15 protein-coding genes and 2 pseudogenes are annotated in these 18,173 nt (G+C 47.3%); 7 read left to right on the top strand and 10 right to left on the bottom strand.

Translation table 11 applies throughout. The annotated features are described in order from the left end of the window. Positions 1-207: 207 nt before the first annotated feature. The 3 genes and pseudogenes from GCU48_RS29145 to GCU48_RS12185 form a co-directional block, all read left to right on the top strand. Positions 208-554 (top strand): annotated as a pseudogene (locus GCU48_RS29145) (hypothetical protein); the annotation flags it as partial. A 63-nt stretch (positions 555-617) separates the two neighbouring features. Further along, on the top strand, positions 618-1,739 hold the full coding sequence (locus GCU48_RS12190) for a GerAB/ArcD/ProY family transporter (protein WP_307499440.1): 1,122 nt from the start codon (positions 618-620) through the stop codon (positions 1,737-1,739). Positions 1,740-1,979: 240 nt separating this feature from the next. Then, positions 1,980-2,378, top strand: coding sequence for a hypothetical protein (locus GCU48_RS12185; RefSeq protein WP_025719629.1), 399 nt, complete (start codon positions 1,980-1,982; stop codon positions 2,376-2,378). A gap of 78 nt (positions 2,379-2,456) precedes the next feature. Here GCU48_RS12185 and pyk read toward each other — a convergent pair whose 3' ends face one another. Further along, positions 2,457-3,872, bottom strand: a complete 1,416-nt coding sequence (gene pyk, locus GCU48_RS12180) for a pyruvate kinase (protein ID WP_025719631.1) — start codon at positions 3,870-3,872, stop codon at positions 2,457-2,459. Between the two features lie 201 nt (positions 3,873-4,073). Between pyk and GCU48_RS12175 the strand changes: the two genes are divergently transcribed. Continuing rightward, positions 4,074-4,862 carry a helix-turn-helix domain-containing protein gene (locus tag GCU48_RS12175; protein ID WP_152380168.1) on the top strand — a complete coding sequence of 263 codons (789 nt, stop codon included), beginning with the start codon at positions 4,074-4,076 and terminating at the stop codon, positions 4,860-4,862. 170 nt (positions 4,863-5,032) lie between these two features. On the opposite strand, the gene GCU48_RS12170 is transcribed toward GCU48_RS12175, so the two are convergent. The 5 genes from GCU48_RS12170 to GCU48_RS12150 form a co-directional block, all read right to left on the bottom strand. Beyond that, complete coding sequence (locus GCU48_RS12170) at positions 5,033-6,451, bottom strand: sucrose-specific PTS transporter subunit IIBC (RefSeq protein WP_152380167.1); 1,419 nt, start codon at positions 6,449-6,451, stop codon at positions 5,033-5,035. A gap of 64 nt (positions 6,452-6,515) precedes the next feature. Continuing rightward, entirely contained in the window at positions 6,516-7,994 is a 1,479-nt protein-coding gene (locus tag GCU48_RS12165) for a glycoside hydrolase family 32 protein (RefSeq protein ID WP_152380166.1), read from the bottom strand. Between the two features lie 182 nt (positions 7,995-8,176). Continuing rightward, entirely contained in the window at positions 8,177-9,199 is a 1,023-nt protein-coding gene (locus GCU48_RS12160) for a LacI family DNA-binding transcriptional regulator (RefSeq protein ID WP_025719640.1), read from the bottom strand. Positions 9,200-9,367: 168 nt separating this feature from the next. Further along, entirely contained in the window at positions 9,368-10,210 is an 843-nt protein-coding gene (locus GCU48_RS12155; protein WP_152380165.1) for an aldo/keto reductase, read from the bottom strand. Between the two features lie 31 nt (positions 10,211-10,241). Further along, positions 10,242-11,438, bottom strand: coding sequence for an MFS transporter (locus tag GCU48_RS12150; RefSeq protein WP_152380164.1), 1,197 nt, complete (start codon positions 11,436-11,438; stop codon positions 10,242-10,244). Positions 11,439-11,587: 149 nt separating this feature from the next. Between GCU48_RS12150 and GCU48_RS12145 the strand changes: the two genes are divergently transcribed. Beyond that, the gene (locus GCU48_RS12145; protein ID WP_152380163.1) at positions 11,588-11,953 is read left to right on the top strand and encodes a winged helix-turn-helix transcriptional regulator; all 366 of its coding nucleotides are present in this window, start codon (positions 11,588-11,590) and stop codon (positions 11,951-11,953) included. A 112-nt stretch (positions 11,954-12,065) separates the two neighbouring features. On the opposite strand, the gene adhP is transcribed toward GCU48_RS12145, so the two are convergent. Beyond that, positions 12,066-13,082, bottom strand: coding sequence for an alcohol dehydrogenase AdhP (adhP, locus tag GCU48_RS12140; protein ID WP_152380162.1), 1,017 nt, complete (start codon positions 13,080-13,082; stop codon positions 12,066-12,068). A 216-nt stretch (positions 13,083-13,298) separates the two neighbouring features. Between adhP and GCU48_RS12135 the strand changes: the two genes are divergently transcribed. After that, positions 13,299-14,135: a carbonic anhydrase gene (locus tag GCU48_RS12135; protein ID WP_152380161.1), complete on the top strand. Its 837-nt coding sequence runs from the start codon at positions 13,299-13,301 to the stop codon at positions 14,133-14,135. Between the two features lie 72 nt (positions 14,136-14,207). Here GCU48_RS12135 and GCU48_RS12130 read toward each other — a convergent pair. Continuing rightward, a pseudogene (locus tag GCU48_RS12130) lies at positions 14,208-15,491 on the bottom strand (Gfo/Idh/MocA family oxidoreductase); the annotation flags it as partial. A gap of 138 nt (positions 15,492-15,629) precedes the next feature. On the opposite strand from GCU48_RS12130, the gene GCU48_RS12125 reads away from it, so the two are divergent. After that, the gene (locus GCU48_RS12125; protein ID WP_152380160.1) at positions 15,630-16,487 is read left to right on the top strand and encodes a helix-turn-helix transcriptional regulator; all 858 of its coding nucleotides are present in this window, start codon (positions 15,630-15,632) and stop codon (positions 16,485-16,487) included. Here GCU48_RS12125 and GCU48_RS12120 read toward each other — a convergent pair. Beyond that, entirely contained in the window at positions 16,477-17,307 is an 831-nt protein-coding gene (locus tag GCU48_RS12120) for a carbohydrate ABC transporter permease (RefSeq protein ID WP_152380159.1), read from the bottom strand. The genes GCU48_RS12125 and GCU48_RS12120 overlap by 11 nt on opposite strands. Continuing rightward, positions 17,297-18,169, bottom strand: coding sequence for a carbohydrate ABC transporter permease (locus tag GCU48_RS12115; protein WP_152380158.1), 873 nt, complete (start codon positions 18,167-18,169; stop codon positions 17,297-17,299). Before GCU48_RS12115 ends, GCU48_RS12120 begins: the two co-directional genes overlap by 11 nt. Between the last annotated feature and the right edge of the window lie 4 nt (positions 18,170-18,173).

Below are 18,173 nucleotides of genomic sequence, written 5' to 3'. Positions count from 1 at the left end.
TTAGAGGTCCCCTACATGTGGAAAAAGGGGTTAAAAAAAGAGTTGTGGTTGTTTTCCATCCTCCTTCTACTTGGAATCGGGATCAGCAGCGTCAAGATATTAGTCTGGACAGTCCCCACTCCTTTGGACTGGATCACAGTCATATATAAACCATTCAGCGATTTCTTAATCCATATTGGATTAATTAAATAAAACGAGGTGAAAGCGGTGCCTGGACAGATCAAAATCTCTGCACGTCAGCTGTTGATCTTAACAATTCTATTTACAATAGGAAGTACAATTCTCATCATCCCTTCAGGCATGGCGCTTGTAGCCAAACAGGATGCATGGATTGCCACGCTTGTCGGGGTTGGGTCCGGGCTTTCCTTTTTGCGCTTATTATAATGATGGCTGTTCGTCTGGGATTGGAGGTGCTGGCCCGTTCTGCGGAGATAATGTTGGTGCTAGGCCCTGACATAACAGCAAGAAACATATATCCAGGCTACGCGTTAGCCAAAAAAATCAGTATTGGCCATTTTCTACAGCGTATTGAAGCGATCATGGCTACCATGTGGTTATCTAAAAAAGCTGTGGGCCAAGAATTCAGTGTCAGACCAATAAAAGTGAGGTAGGTGAAGATGATGCCTAATTCAGTCAAAATTTCTCCACGTCAATTGTTGATCTTAACGATTTTATTTACAATCGGCAGTGCAATCCTCGTCATTCCTTCCGTTATGGCTGCCACAGCCAAACAGGATGCATGGATAGCGTCATTCGTCGGTGTAGGGGCGGGGCTGCTTTTGATATGGCTGTACAATACAATTACCATCCTGTATCCACAAATGACCCTGATTGAAATCATGGAAACTCTGCTCGGCAAGTGGTTAGGGAAGTCCGTTGCTCTTCTGTTTGTCATTACATTTTTTCTGAGTGGGCCTGCTGCGGTGTTGTATGATTCGGGGAGTTTTCTGACGACTCAAATGATACCGGAAACGCCGGTTCAAGCGGTCAATATCCTTTTTGCGCTCATTGTATTGATGGGGGTGCGTCTTGGACTTGAAACGCTAGCCCGTTCGGCCGAGCTGTTGTTTCCCTTATTCATCCTGCTTTATACGGCTTTTGTCGTTTTGGTAGTATCTAATATTAAGCTGGAGAACGCTCAACCCATGCTGGAGATGGGATGGGGGCCCATCTGGCCTGCTGTCTTATCCTTCATAAGTATTGCATTTCTGTCTCATGTAGTTTTATTAATGATTTTTCCTTTTGTAGATCACCCCGATCAAGCACGCAAGGCCTTTCTAATAGGAAGCCTGATTGGCGGATTGATTCTGGTTGTGCTCGTTACATTGGCAATTCTGGTTTTTGGCCCTGGATTTACGGCAAGAAATATTTACCCGAGCTATTTATTAGCCAAAAAAATCAATATTGGGAACTTCCTTCAGCGTATTGAAGCAGTTATGGCCGCCCTGTGGTTTATTTCCCTCTTTTTCAGGCTAGTCCTGTACCTATACTCCATTATGATAGCCATTACCCAAATCTTTAATTTGAAAGACTATCGTCCGCTGATTTCCCCTCTCGGGGTGATCCTGGTCGTCATGTCAGTGATCATATACCCAAATGTACCTTACCAGCAATCCTGGGATGCGAAAATATGGACAACTTATGTCTTATCTGTAGGCCTTCTTTTGCCTGTGCTACTGCTCTGTATACATGGAATACGAAAAATGTGGTCAAAGGAAAAAACAGGATCCAAAGAGTAAAGTGCACCCTTCATACGTCATCTGTGAATTTTTTTGACGTTACCTGTTTATAACGTCCTCATTTAGTTTATTTTAAACGAGTATTAAGCTGGCGCTAAGATTGGGCGTGTATGATGTATTTAACCGATCTGGTAACTACATAAGCCGGATGGTCTACAGGCATAAACATGATTCCCGTTGGATATCCATATACCATTCACACCCTGTCAGAATTTAATGAACAAAAGGAGATCTACACTTATGAATCGAAAACGAATGATGGTCATCTGCACACTGTTGCTGGCGTTGTCGATTGGGCAGTCCTCTACATGGGGAAGTCGGGCTAATGCTGCTGCATTGGCTCCGGAGAGAGCCCTGCAGGTACAGGATAGTGAAGCATCCAAGGATGACGAACTGCTGGATACCCTGGGTTTATCCTCGGATGAGCAACTGTATGATGCACTATATAACGGTCAAACCTTGGCGGATATTGCCTCGAGCCATCAACGGGACGCTCAGGCTGTCGTTGACTTGCAGGTAGCTCAGCTAACGGAGCAGCTCGATCAACGACTGGCCAATAAGAGCATTACGCTTGAGCAATACCAAGCTCATAAGGCAGAATTAACACAGGTCGTTGCTAAAAGTGTGTTCGGGCTGTAAGAAGTCTGGGACACGACAGGATATAAAAAAAGGCGCTGAACCCAAGGGGAATCAGCGCCTTTTTGTGATCTATTTAGCCTATACTTGATGTACTCTGATCAGGTTCGTCGCACCAACCTCTGCAACAGGAACGCCCGCTGACAGTACGATGGTATCCCCTTTTTGGATATACCCTGCGTTCAGGGCATTGCGGATCGAGGATTCGAACATTTCATCCGTCGTCGCTACTTTATCCCCTTTGACCGGGAATACCCCGGACAACAGACAAATTTTGGCGAATACCGTACTGTTCGGGGTAACCGCAATAATCGGAGCCTTCGGACGATATTTGGACACCATTCGCGCCGTGAATCCGCTGGCAGTCGAGGTAATGATCGCCTTGGCATCCAGCTCAAGAGAGGAGCTAACCGCGCCCTGACTGATCACTTCGGTGATGTTCGTGCTTTGGCGTGCTCTACGCTTATCGAACTGCTCCTGGTAATCAAACTGTGATTCCGCTCTGGCAGCTACCGCAGCCATCGTGCGAACGGACTCGACAGGGTATTTACCTGCGGCAGATTCGCCCGACAGCATCACTACATCGGCTCCTTGCATTACCGCATTAAATACGTCACTGACTTCGGCTCTCGTCGGACGCGGGTTAACCTGCATGGATTCCAGCATGTGTGTAGCTACGATGACCGGCTTGCCGACCAGATTACACTTGTCGATCATTTCTTTTTGCATCACAGGCACGTCTTGAATCGGCACTTCTACACCCAAATCGCCACGGGCTACCATAATACCATCCGAAGCTTCGATAATATCATCCAGGTTTTCCATGCCTTCGGCATTTTCAATCTTGGAATAAATTTGCACATGCTCAGCTTGATGTCCTTTCAAAATCTCACGGATTTCACGGATATCGTCGCCCTTACGCACAAAAGAAGCCGCAATCAGCTCGATACGCTGCTCCACCCCAAATTGGATGTGCTTCACATCGCGCTCCGTTACGCCTGGAAGAGTCGTATGAATCCCTGGCAGATTCACACCTTTTCTCGGCTTCAAAACACCGCCGCTTACAATATTACAAATCATTTCAGTACCCTCAACAGAAGTTACAGTCAGATCAACCAAACCGTCGTCAATCAAAATACGATCGCCTGGTTTGATGTCCTTTGGCATATCAGGGTAATTCACCGAAATACGGTGCTCATCCCCCAAAATCTCTTCTGTTGTCAGAATCAGCTGGCTGCCTGGTTTCAGCAGACAGGATGCTTCTTTCAGCTTGCCGATCCGAATTTCAGGTCCCTTGATATCCATCATGACAGGAATAAAGGTTCCCAGTTCCTTGGCAGCCTGTCGCACATTTTCAATACGTTTAACGTGATCTTCGAGCTCCCCGTGAGCCATGTTCAAGCGAGCTACTGTCATACCGGCCTGAATCATTTCTTTTAATAACTGAATGGAGTCACAGGCAGGTCCCATAGTACAAATAATTTTCGTTTTAAGCATAGAAATGTCATCCTCCTGAATGTCTTTACTTTTTGGTAGTAATTCCAGTATGGTTCTATTCCACTCCTCTTTGCTGCTCTATCTATTTAAACTTTTATGACTTTATTTTATCTATATCGGTGCGACAAGACTATGAACTATAGTATGATGACTGTATTATAGTACAGTACAGTGAATCTTTAAGACATGGAGAGTGACTTCATGATTACAATCACGAACGTGCGACAGGACCATGGTGTGGACTGGTACGAGAAGGCTGGTCCAGATAACGATAATGTGGACTACATGTTCATTTTGGTCACCTTTGGAAAATGTGTATATTGGGTGAACGATTGCAAGATTATTCTCGGCAAGGGTGAGGCTCTGATTCTGCCCGGACATCTGCCTTACTATGGCAAAAGTATTCCTACGCTTTTTCATACCAAGTATGTGATACACTGCCGCAAAACATGTACGGATGACGTACTTCCCATACTGAACACGAACAAGCCGCTGTCGATCAAGCTCGGATGCTACGATATGCTGCATGAACGGGTCAAGTCGGTGTATTACCAATGGACTGAGCGCCCAAGCTACTATGCGCTGATGGCTGACTGCCTGTTGACCGAGGCGATGATTTATATCAATCAGGAATGGGATAAAGGCGTCATTTCCAGCGATAAAGAACGGCTTGTGGAGTATATGAAGCAGTATATCCAAAATCATTATCGGGAAAAAGTGACGAAAGAGGAACTTGGCGACGTCATCCGCAAAACACCCAACTATGCTGCCACACTGCTTCGTGAGGTTACACGCCAAACCATCAGCGAGCATGTACATACACAACGCATTAAAACGGCCATCTACATGCTGACTGAGTCCCGGCTGACGATTCGTGAAATTTCAGAGTATGTCGGTTATAGTGATGTTTCCTATTTTCATCGAATCTTCAAACGGCTAACAGGCTGCTGCCCGTCCGAATTTCTGGATGAACGCTCTTCGATCATCTAGCCCAATAACCACTGGAACAGAGCAAATATATCATAAAAAACGGTCACCCTACCTGAGAAGCCTTCTCTAGCAGCCCTTTTACAACAAGGACCGAAGAGTGCTCCAAAGTAGGGCGACCGTTACAGTTCATTCATACGCGTATGCGTTCTTATTTCTGCACCTAGTTGGTGTTAGCTGGAGGAATCTGCTGTTTTGACTTCCTCCAGCATTTTATCGTTGTAGCCAAACATCCAGGTCAGGACAAACGCTACAGCCATAGCAACCAGGTTCGCCAAAATGTAAAGCGGAAGCTGATGGTTCATGTAGAGTAACGTGCCCGGAATGACCGTAATGGCCATACCTGTTGCCGCCAAATGGAAGATAGAGGCGATGAAACCGCCAACAGCCCCACCGACTAGTCCCATAATAAAAGGCTTCATATATCTCAGGTTAACACCGAAAATAGCCGGCTCAGTGATTCCCAGAAAAGCAGACAGCGAGGAAGGAAGTGCCAACGCTTTGAGCTTGGCATTCTTCGTTTTCAGTCCAACTGCCAGACAAGCCGCACCTTGGGCAGCCATGGCGCAGGTAATGATCGCATTGAATGCGTTCACGCCATTCTTTTCGAGCAGTTGAATTTCCAGAAAATTAAATATATGATGCACACCCGTAACGACGATAATTTGATGCAAGAAGCCGATGACGATCCCTGCAATACCGAAAGGCAAATCAAGCACAAACGTTGTTCCGTGCAGCACCCATTGTTCCAAAGAATGGAAAATCGGACCGATGGCAAACAGCCCGAGTGTAATCATGATCAACAGTGTTAAAAATGGTGTAAGAATCAGATCCAGCGCTTCAGGCACCCGTTTGCGCAGTGCCCGCTCCAGCTTGGCTCCGATCAAGCCCACGAAGAAGGCCGGCAATACCGAGCCCTGATAGCCTACCACAGGAATGAATCCGAACATCGTCAAGGCTTTAGCTGAGCCGTCGGCAACACTATAAGCGTTGGGCAGGGCTGGGTTCACCAGCATCAGACCGAGAATGATCCCCAGCACCGGGCTGCCGCCGAATACTCTAAAGGCTGACCAGGCGACCAGCGCAGGCAGAAAAGCAAAGGCTGTATCCGTTAATACCTGAGTATACAATAGAAAATTGGGTGAAATGTCCTGTGGGGTCATGCCCAGCAGAGCGAGAATTTGCGGCTGTGTGAGCAAGCCACGCAGTCCCATGAACAGCCCTGTAGCGACCAGCACAGGAATAATCGGTACAAACACGTCGCCAAAGGTACGAATGGAGCGTTGGAAGACGTTTCCTTCTTTTGTCGCCTGACTTTTCACCTCTTCTTTGGAAGATCCAGACATGCCAAGCTTTTCAACCTCTTCAAAAATCCGATTGACCGTACCCGTACCAAAAATAATCTGATATTGACCTGAATTAAAGTAAGCACCCTTGACCTTGTCGATCTCCTCAACCTTCTTCTGATCAATCTTATCCTTGTCATGCACCATAATCCGCAGACGTGTCGCACAGTGAGCAAAGGACGCAATATTTTCCTCCCCACCAATCGCTTGAATCACTTCTTTGGCAATTTCCCGGTTTTCCGCCATGATGTTCATCCTCTCGTTTATTCCGTTATGTTATTGCTGATTAACGATCCACTTGATGACTAGCCTACTCTGTAATATCCCATTTCACCGCTTGGAAGAGTGCCTCTCCCTTGTCGGCAAAAAAGTGTATTTCGTCACTCTCTGGGTGCGGAAAAATACGACTGGTGAACACCTCTTCCCCATCATTGACGAAAATCTCAACCGAAGACGTATCTACAAACAAATGAAGCTTGATATGGTCTTTATCCCATGCACACTGCCGTACCTCACCATACGAAGCCGCAACAGGCTCACCCGATTGCGAACGGTCCAGTACAAGCTTACGGCTGACGGCATCATATTTAATTACCGTTCTCTCAGTCGCACTCGCACGGAATTCAATACCAAACGTCTTGGCGCTCAAAAGGTCAACCTCACAAATCAGCTCGTAGGACGTGCCCGTGAAGCCCTCATAGGTCTTTTTCTCTGACGATAGTGTATCTGCTACCCGATCCTCACGCTTTCTACGCAGCGAAGTCAGCTCGGGGATCGGCTTCTGCAACAGTTTACCCTCATGAAGGATAAGCTCCCTCGGCAGTGTCAGGCAATGAGCCCATCCGTTCGGGTCTGTCGGATAGTCAATATCCGGCATTCCCATCCATGCCACCATAATACGCCGTCCCTGCGGATCAACCATCGTTTGCGGCGCATAGAAGTCAAAGCCTCTATCAAGCTCGTGGAACGTCCCATGCTCCAATGCCCTTGTCTCGATATTCAACGGCTTGCCGATGACGTACCCCGATTGATAAATATTGTGGTACTCATCCCCGGAAGGCTCCAGGCCTTGAGGAGAAAAGACCAGTACACCCGAGCCATCCAGTTCAAAATAATCCGGGCATTCCCACATGTAGCCAAACGACTCCAGCCCTGTGCGGAGCTCTCCCTCAAACTGCCACGAGTGAAGATCTGTTGATCTATAAAGGACGATGCAGCCTGTTGAATTCGTTCTCTGGGCACCAATTACACAGTAAAAGCTATCGCCATCCTTCCATAGCTTAGGATCACGATAATGGTCTGTGTACCCTTCTGGTACACTTGAAATGACAGGCTGCTCCCATTTAGTAATGAGACCGTTCTCATCCATAACAGCCATGCATTGATAAGGATGTCTGATCCAGTTTTCATCCCGTGTATTTCCCGTATACATCATATACAACTTGCCATCATGCTCCAGCGCGCTGCCTGAGTAAGCCCCGTGTGAATCAAAGGTATCCCCTGGTGTAATACCGACTCCCGCACTGTCCCATGCAACCAGATCTTTGGACTTCAAGTGATACCAGTATTTCATTCCATGATCGGTTCCCAAAGGGAACCACTGATAGAACAAATGGTATTCACCCTTGTAATAGGAAAAGCCATTGGGGTCATTGAGCAGGCCTGTCGGTGGCTGAATGTGAAATGTTTGCCTCCAATGGCACTGCTTGACTTTCTCCTCCAGGCTGGCTATCTCACCTGGTTCTGCCTGTTCAATAAGCCGATACTTCTGTTCGTTTGTCATTTTCATAGATGTACCTCATTCTTATTAGAAACTTGCGTAACAGGAACCGGTTCCAGTATGATGAAAAATATATATAGGAAACCGGTTCCATTTCAATTAAAAAAATAACTTATCCATGGATTTGCAACCGATTCCATTTGTACCCGAGTATCATGGAACCGGTTTCGTAGAAATTATAATCCACTTATTCAGCGTTTGTCAACGCTTTCTCTTTCAATAAGAGAATAATTCATGACCGTCACTAGCTCTACCGGTTTATGCTCTACCAGCCGCATAATATTTTGTGCCGCTACACGTCCAGCCTCCATATACGGATATTGAACGGTTGTCAGCGCAGGGTGAATGACCGCCGTAATATCGTACCCCCCAAAGCCGGTCACCGATAAATCCGACGGGATGGCAATCCCTCTGGAGTAAGCCGCATTGATCACGCCAAGCGCAATATTATCCGTCGCACACACCATTAACGAAGGCTTGAACTGATCTAAAATAGCAGAAGCAGCAATCCGTGCATCGGACATTTTAAATCCGGTTTCATAGTATCTGATATCATACCCGGCAGCCTGCAGCGCATCGTCCGTATGAGACCCCTCAGGCAATGCATCCCGAACAGCCTGCTTAAAACCTTCTTTGCGCTGTACGCCAACTGCAGCATCCTTTTCCGTAACACCGACATAGGCAATTTCACGGTGTCCCTGCGAAAGAACATAAGCACCGATATCATATCCTGCATGGTAGTCATCATGGATCAGGCTATGAATCTGCTCGTGCTGCTGGCCCACCAGCAAAACCGGAATACGAATGTCGCGAATCGCGGTCAGATGGTCGTCCGTAATTTGAGCAGCCAGCAAAATGATGCCGGAAATCTTTTGTCGCCCCAGGTCATAGAGCGCTTCTATTTCACGCTTTACATCCTGGCTCGTATTGGAGATCAGCATCTGATAATGCCGGGAACGCAGCTCCTCATCAATCCCCATCAGCGTATGAGATGTCGCAAAGGAATCCAGGCGTGGCACAACGGTTCCGATGATGTTGGTCCGCTTCGCCTTCAGGCTCTGGGCAAAGGTATTGGGCACATAACCCGTGGCCTTGACTACCTGTTCAATTTTACGCTTCGTATCCACACTGACAGACCCGCCATTCAAATAACGGGATACCGTGCTTTTGGCCACACCGGCCATGTGGGCTATATCTGCAATTGTCTTATTCATGAGGCCCTCCGGAGTGTTTTCATTTTCATAAGCTTCCAAACCGTCTCTTTTTCCATAACCCTATCATAGCATATGGCGGGGTTGGAATGCTGTGGCTCCATGCTCATCATGGACAAAAACGCCGCTCCTTTCAACGAAGAAAGAAACGGCGTCTTATCAAAACTGAATTTAAAAGTCGAAGTTATCTGGATCAGGACCTACCCGAAGATTGGCATTTAACGCCTGAATTCGATCCATATCCTCATTTGTTAATTCAAAATCAAAGATGTCGGCATTTTCAATAATCCGATGTGCCTTGGTAGACTTGGGAATGGTGACAACTCCCTGCTGTACATCCCAGCGTAAAATCACTTGTGCCACCGATTTGCCATACTTGCCTGCTATGTCTTGCAGCACCGGATGATCAAGCAGTTGTCCTTGCATGAGCGGGGACCAGGCTTCCATTTGAATGTTGTTTTTTTGACAGAATTGCAGCAGCTCGGCTTGTGTTAATTGTGGGTGGAATTCCACCTGGTTGACCATAGGCTTTATTTCGGAATCCTTCATAAGGTCCTCCAAATGATGAATCTGGAAGTTGCTGACTCCGATCGCCTTGATCCGTCCTTCCTTATACAAGGACTCCAAAGCTCTCCAGGCCTCCTTATACTTCCCTTGGACCGGCCAATGAATCAGATAAAGATCCAGATAATCCAAACCCAGCTTATCCAGGCTTGCCTCATAGGCCGCCCGTGTCTCCTCATAGCCCAGATCGGCATTCCACACTTTGGATGTGACAAACAACTCTTCTCTCGACAGGCTATTCTCCTGAAGGGATTCCTGAATGGCCTGTCCTACACTTCTTTCATTCGCATAGATTGCAGCTGTATCTATACTGCGGTAGCCATGCTTTACAGCAGCCTTTATAGCGTCGACCAGCTCCGAGCCTTCCTCTACTTTAAATACTCCGATGCCAAACCAAGGCATATGAACTCCGTTGTGCAAGGTTGTTGTGCTTTGCAAGTTTTGAGTCATTCTATATCTTCCTCTCTATTTTTAAAAAGTTTTAGCCTGTCAAGGCGGTTGTATCCCTTTTTTCAAGTATCCGACTCCAGCCTGTGAGCAGAACGGCCATGAAAACCATAATGGCGCCGATCCAGGTCGTATGAATGAGACCCAGCGAGTCAGTCACAAGTCCGCCTACATATGCTCCCATCGCAATCCCTGCGTTAAAGGCAGCAATATTGACGGCGGAGGCAACATCTACAGCCTTGGGCGCAAAACGTTCGGCCAACATGACTACATATACCTGTAGACCAGGCACGTTCATAAATGCTAGTAAACCCATAAAAAAAATTGTAATCAGTCCTGCTGCTTTAAAAGGTACAGTAAACAGCAGAAGGAACAGGACAACAGCCTGAATCAGGAACATGTAAAATAAAGCTGAAAGCGGCTTGCGGTTTGCAGCTTTTCCACCCATAACATTCCCGATGGCAATCGCAATTCCATACAGCAAAAGAATAAATGTTACGGTATTGGGCTTAAAGCCGGTTATGTCGTGAAGTAATGGAGATAAATAAGTAAACACGACAAACGTGCCTCCATACCCCAAGGCTGTAATGATAAATGCGAGCAGCAGGCGACCGTTGGTAACCAGTTTGACCTGCTCACGGAAAGGAGTCTTGTTCCCTTTGCGCAGAGTAGACGGCAGCAGAATCAGATTGGCGACAAGTGCCACTATGCCCACGACTACAATCGCCATGAAGGCCGCCCTCCAGCCCCATTGCTGCCCAACATAGGTACCCAAAGGGACACCCGTGACCGTGGCTACGGTCAGCCCGGAAAACATGATAGAAATAGCACTGGCCCGCCGATCATCCGGCACAAGGTCGGCTGCGATGGTGGAGCCGATGGACATGAACACCCCGTGAGAAAATGCCGAGATGACGCGTGCAACCAGCAGCAAGATAATTCCACTGGAGACGGCAGCAAGGCTGTTGCCTATTACAAATACAATCATGATCCACAGCAGCAGCGTTTTCCGGGGAACACTTGATGTTAGTGAGGTCAGGACAGGCGCGCCAATCGTCACCCCCAATGCGTACAGCGTTACAGTGAGCGCAGACATGGTTACGGATATATGCAAGTCCTCAGCGATCAGGGGAAGCAGTCCCACGCTGATGAACTCGGTTGTTCCTATCGCAAAGGCGCTTATGGCTAAAGCCAGCAGCGGCCAAATACTTCGTTTTTGATCTGACGACATGTTTTTCACCCCTATCTATAGAAATCTTCGACCAGCAGATGTTATTATGAATTACTCAAGCAAGTATGAACAGTACGTACTTTTTAGTAATATAGGTACCAAAAAGTACCCTATGTATAACACGAGTGAAGTACACGGAGGGATCGGCATTGGGACAGAAAAAATACAATATCTCAGTTGAGGCAACGTTAGAAGTGATCGGCGGAAAATGGAAGTGCGTGATTTTGTGTCATTTGACACATGGAAAAATGCGGACAAGTGAATTGAAGCGGCTGATGCCTTCCATTACACAAAAAATGCTGACTCAGCAGCTTCGGGAGCTGGAACAGGACGGCATTGTCAATCGAATCAGCTACAATCAGGTCCCTCCTAAAGTGGAGTACGAGCTGAGCGAATACGGGTGTAGTCTGACAAGCATTTTGGATGCTCTGTGTGCCTGGGGAGAGAAGCATATTATTAAAGAATACGGGGATAAATCCGCTGTATTGGAGGATAACATTCTGAACAAGCTGTAAAGTATAAAAGAGTGGTTCATAGAAAAAAGCACCTACAATAAACCAGCAGGTGCTTACGCTCTTGGAACGCTCCATTCCAATCTGTATTTACGGAGCTATGATTGACATCATTTTATTTCGTGAAATCAATGACCATACGTCCTTGGATTTTGCCATTCTCCATCTCCTCGAAGATATGATTAATATCTTCAATCGGGCGTTTTTGTACAAGAGGGACGACTTTACCTTCTGCAGCGAATTGGAACGCTTCTTTAAGGTCTTCACGAGTGCCGACCAAGGAGCCGATCACTTGAATGCCGTCCAGAACCAGACGCGGAATGTCCAGATCCATCTTATCGGTTGGAAGGCCTACAGCTACCACGCGCGCGCCAGCCTTCACAACGTCGATTGCCTGGTTGAAAGGTGTTTTGGCAACAGCAGTAACCACAGTTGCATCCAGACCAGCGCCGTCCGTTAACTCCTTGGCCCGGGCGACCGGATCTTCTTTCAGACTGTTAACGACATAGTCGGCACCGATTTTTTTGGCCAGCCCAAGTTTTTCATCACTGATGTCAAAGGCTACAACTTTAGCATTAAATACATTTTTTGCGTATTGTACAGCCAGGTTACCCAAGCCGCCAATGCCGAAGATACCGATCCATTGCCCTGGTCTGATATCACTTACTTTTACTGCTTTATAGGTTGTAACGCCTGCGCAAGTTACACTGCTTGCAGCCGCAGGGTCAAGATTATCAGGTACTTTGACCGCGTAGTCAGCTGTGACAATACATTGTTCTGCCATTGCACCGTCTACTGTGTATCCGGCATTTTTAACTTCACGGCACAGCGTTTCCCGCCCGGTCAGGCAATATTCGCAGTGACCGCAGCTTTCGAACATCCAGGCAATACTAACGCGATCACCCATTTTAAGACTGGTTACTCCTTCACCTAATTCAATAACTTTTCCAATGCCTTCGTGCCCCAAAACTCTGCCTGTGACATCACCGAAATCTGCATTTTTCACATGTAAATCTGTGTGGCAAACCCCGCAATATTCCACTTGGACTAATGCTTCTCCATGCTTCAGGGGGCGCAAAGGTTTCTCTTCAATACTTACTCTCTTGTCTTTTGTAACAACTGCTGCTTTCATGTGATCTCTCCTTTGGCTATATGGAAGTATTTTTTGTAATATACACTTCATTATTATAGTAATTTTTGCCCAAAGATAACAAACACATATTTCACTCAAAGGTATTTAATCGAAAAAATCTCCTTCCTAAGTCCTTGTACCCTTGTAGGAGCTTTGTACAATAATTTACAATGTAAGAAGTTTCACATAATCTATCTGGAAGAAGGACAAAGAACCATGAAAAAAAACTGGAAAGGGTGCTTATCCAGCACGCTCGCGATTTTCTTAGTCGTGTGGGTAACAGGATGCAATCCTCAGCCCGCGACTTCTAGTTCCACCAGCACCCCAACTCCGGCAGCTAACAATGTACATGCGGTTGTTCAGAAAACTCCGCACTGGTCCTATGAGGGAGATGAGGGACCCGAACATTGGGGAGAGCTGGAAAAGGATTTTGCCGCTTGTGGTAACGGCCACGAGCAATCCCCTGTCAACATAGAACACACTCGTATGGAAGCTTCGCAAACGCAGCAACCGATACAGGTTCACTATGCCAATACGAAGGTATCCATTCTGAATAATGGGCATACCGTTCAAATCAATGCAGCCAGCCCCAGCAATTATATAGTACTGGACGGTACCAAGTTCACTTTAAAGCAGTTTCACTTTCATCATCCCAGTGAACACCAAATAGATGGTAAAAATGCCGATATGGAGCTTCATTTTGTTCATCAGAGCGACAACGGCAGCACCGCCGTCTTAGGCGTACTCATTCAAGGCGGCAAGGAAAATAAAGCTTTCAGCCGTATTTGGTCCAAGCTGCCAAAAGATGTTTCCCAGGAAGAAGCTCTGGAGGGAGAACTGAATCTCGCTACTCTTCTGCCGAAGGATCTGCACTCGGTCCGCTACAACGGATCCCTGACCACCCCGCCATGCACAGAGCATGTGAACTGGACCGTGCTGGAGCAGCCTATTGAAATGTCGGCGGACCAAATCAGTCAGTTCGCTGCCCTCTTTCCCGATAACCATCGCCCTGTGCAACAACTGGGTGCCCGTAAACTGACTACGGATAAATAATAAAAAGAAGACCCCTCTGTTGATCTGCAAATACAGAGGGGTCTCCTTGATCATTAAAGTTGCTGCCTCACTCAAGCGCACCAACTCTTCCACCTTCACCGGCTGACCTGTACGGATAGAACGGTTGGCGGCAATACCTGTTAAAATGGACCATGCGCCGTCAATATGTGAAGCTGCACGTTGAAAACGATCTTCTGCCGGCTTATCAAAAATATCGCGCAGCATGACCGGATCACCTCCGCCATGCCCCCCTACGCCTTCCTCTACTTCGACCTCATAAGATGCTGCAAAGTGAGGATAAATCGTGATGGTCTTCTCTTTTAACGCCCCCTCGTCTGCCTTGCTGCCACCGGAATTAACGTAGGATTGCTCGGATACCCGAACCTCCATTCGTCCCTTGGTGCCGTTAAACACGATGATAAAGCCCTCCCAAGGCATGTAAGCATTCAGCGAGTAGTTCATCACCGCCTTGTTCTTGTACTTCACCATGACACTGAGCGTATCCTCGATGCTGATATTGTCGCCAAATACGCTTTGATCACGCAGATAGCCATCCTCATGCTCGGCATCCAGATACATGCTTTTCAGATGCTCGTTGCGGTCCAGATGCAACGCAAAAGGGTCATTTTCCGCCGCCTTGCTGCCGTAAGCTCGTTGGTAGAACTCCGTCACGCCACGCTGCTCGGCATTTTCCCGGCCGTAAAATTTCAGGTCGCCCATCGCATATACCGTCTCTGGCTTGGAGCCGAGCCAGAAGTTCATCAGGTCAAAATGATGCGTCGATTTATGCACCAACAGACCACCGCTATTGCGCTTATCCCGGTGCCACCGGCGGAAATAATCCGCACCATGCTGTGTGTTCAGCAGCCATTCAAAATTGACCGACAAGATATCACCGAGTGTCCCGTCCATAATAATCTCGCGGATTTTCGTATTATGCGGCGCATAACGGTAGTTAAAAGTGACGCGCAGCTTCCGTCCCGTGCGGTCTATAGCGTCCAGAATATCCTGGCATTTGTCCTCGTCCACCGTCATCGGCTTCTCGGAAATGACATCGCAGCCCAGCTCCATCGCCCGGATAATATACCGATGATGTACCCGGTCAATGGTCGTGACGATCACGATATCCGGCTTCGTCTCCGCGATCATCCGATCAAACTCGTGAGCTTTATAAGTCGGAATCGACTCATGCTCGTATTTCTTCTGCAACAGCTGATTGGCATAATCCATTCTCGTCTGATTGACGTCACAGAACGCGATCAACTCTGAGGTATCTTTGAAAACGGTAACAACTTCACCGTAGAAAAATTCGGCCCGACCTCCGGTGCCTACAAGTGCATATTTGATTTTAGCCAATAGGTTCACATCCTTTACATGAATTGCTTTTATTTTATAGTATAAGAAAGAGCAAAATCTCTGCGTTTATTGTTAATTTTCTCGTAAAGTATACATATATTATCCTCGTGCATTCTTTTATTAAAGGAGACTGTCGATATGATTGCCACACCCCGTTTTGCCATCGAGCAAGCGCTACGGACGATGCCGTTTAGCATGTCTGCCGACCATGTCCACCAAGCGCATGAAATCTACTATCTGCTGGCAGGAGAGCGATACTACTACATTAATCAGCGGGTATACGCGCTACAGAAGGGCGATCTGGTCTGGATCAGCAAACATGATTTTCACCGTACGAGTAACAAGGGGAACGGCAGCCATGAACGGATTTTGATCAATTTTGGTGAAGCGTTTGTAGCCTCGTCCACGTCTGTCACTCCATCCGGCGATCAGAGCCACCTACTTTTGCCTGAAAAAAGCTTTTTGCTTCGCTCGTCTGCGGAAGAACAGCGCGAGCTGGAGCATCTGTTCCGGCAGATGCTGGATGAATATCACCAAGAACATGCCTATCGCCAACTATATCTCCAGAGCTTGCTAATCCAGCTCCTTATCCGCATCCGGCGCATACAATCGGCCACTGTCGATACCATTGCACCGGAATGCAGTGAGAAGCAGCAGCGCGTATATTCGATCATTGAATACCTGCATGCCCACTATGCCGAGAGACTGTCGCTGGATCAGCTGGCAGGGCATTTTTATATTAGCAGCACGTATTTGTGCCGTATTTTCAAGCAGACAACAGGTTTTACCTTAGTAGAATATCTTCAGGATGTGCGGGTCCAGCAGGCTCGTGCGTATTTGAGAGAAACAAACTGGAAAGTGACTTCCATTGCTGAAAAAACGGGTTTTGACAGCATCGCTCACTTTGGTCGTGTATTCAAGCAATTCACCGGACATCCCCCGTTACAGTATCGAAAAAAACACAAAAAGGAGCAGGGAAACGCCCCTACCCCTTGATTCCAGTTAAGGTAATGCCTTCAATAATTTGCTTTTGGGCGATGATATAGACGATCAGCACCGGAACGACGGAAATGGTAGTCCCCGCCATCATCAGTGACCAGTCTGCCGTATACAGCCCTTTGAAATTGTTAAGCAAAAGCGGAACTGTAAATTTCTCCGGTGTATTGAGATAAATGAGCGGATCGAGGAAGCTGTTCCAGGCCCCCAAAAAGGTGATAATTCCGATCGCCGCCAATGCCGGACGAATCAGTGGCAGAATGACGCTCCAATAAATACGGATATACCCCGCCCCGTCCATGACCGCTGCTTCCTCCAGATCGCGTGGAATCCCCATCACGAACTGGCGCAGCAGAAACACCGCAAATGCATTAAACATGGCTCCAGGTACGATCAGCGACCAATGCGTATCCAGCCATCCAATTCGATCCATCACCAAGTACAGCGGAATCATCGTCACCTGCTTCGGCACCATCATCGTAGCGAGGAACAAGATAAACAGTATATTGGAACCCGGAAAACGGATTTTGGCAAAAGCATATGCCGCCATAGATGCACTAATCAGCGTTGCTGTCACGATAATGACCGTAATATAAAAGCTGTTCATGTACGCCTGCACGAAGGGCATAGCCTCCAGCGAAGCCGGATAATTGCTCCAGACAAACGGATCGGGAATCCATTGGGGCGGGACGACAAAAATTTGAGAAATATCCTTTAAGGAACTGAGGACGGTCCACAGGAATGGAAAAAACATGATCAGAGAGCCGACAGCGAGCAACATATGGCGCAGGATCACCCTGCCTCTGTAACTAATCTCCATAGTGCACCCACCTCTTCTGCATCTTAAATTGCAGCAGGGTAAATACAAAAATGATGATGAACAAAATCATCGCCGCAGCCGCACTTTCTCCCATCGTGAAATCAATAAAAGCCTGATCGTAAATGTGATACACAAGCGTATAGCTGGCCTTCGCTGGTCCTCCGTTCGTCATGACAAACGCCTGATCGAACACCTGAAAGGAGCTAATCACCATCATGATGGTGACAAAAAAGGTGGTCGGTGACAATAACGGCAGTGTAATGTACCTTAACTGCTGAAGCTTGCTGGCTCCGTCAATCTCTGCTGCCTCGTAATAGCTTTTGGAGATGCCCTGGAGTCCTGCCAGAAAAATGACCATATTATACCCCAGCCCCAACCAAATTCTAAGTAGAGCAATCGACGGGATCACCCAATGCGTATCGGTAAGCCACATGGGGCCTATAATGCCAATGGCTCGCAGCAGATGATTGAAAATACCAAACTCGCCGTTCAGTATCCACATCCAGATGACCCCGACCGATACGGAGCTGGTTACCACAGGCATAAAAAAGAACAAACGGTAGATCTCTTTGCCCTTCACTTTATTGAGCACAATGGCTACGAGCAGGGCCAGCGCTATCCCCGCCGGGATAACCAGCACCATATAGTACACTGTATTAATCAGTGCCTTCCAGAAATCAGGATCAGCTAATTGGCCTCTGAAATTATCCAAACCGACAAATACAGGCACGCCAAAGCCATCCCAATTCACAAAGCTTAAGTAAAACGCATACAGCAAGGGCAGCAGTGAAAAACATATCAGACCCAGAAACTGGGGGCCAATGAATAGATAGCCCCACAGCGCTTGATGCTTTTTCTGCATCTGG

It is taken from the genome of Paenibacillus brasilensis (assembly GCF_009363115.1).
GTDB lineage: Bacteria > Bacillota > Bacilli > Paenibacillales > Paenibacillaceae > Paenibacillus > Paenibacillus brasilensis.
The sequence above is the reverse complement of the archived record's forward strand: the minus strand, read 5'-3'. Positions and strand labels throughout refer to the sequence as shown.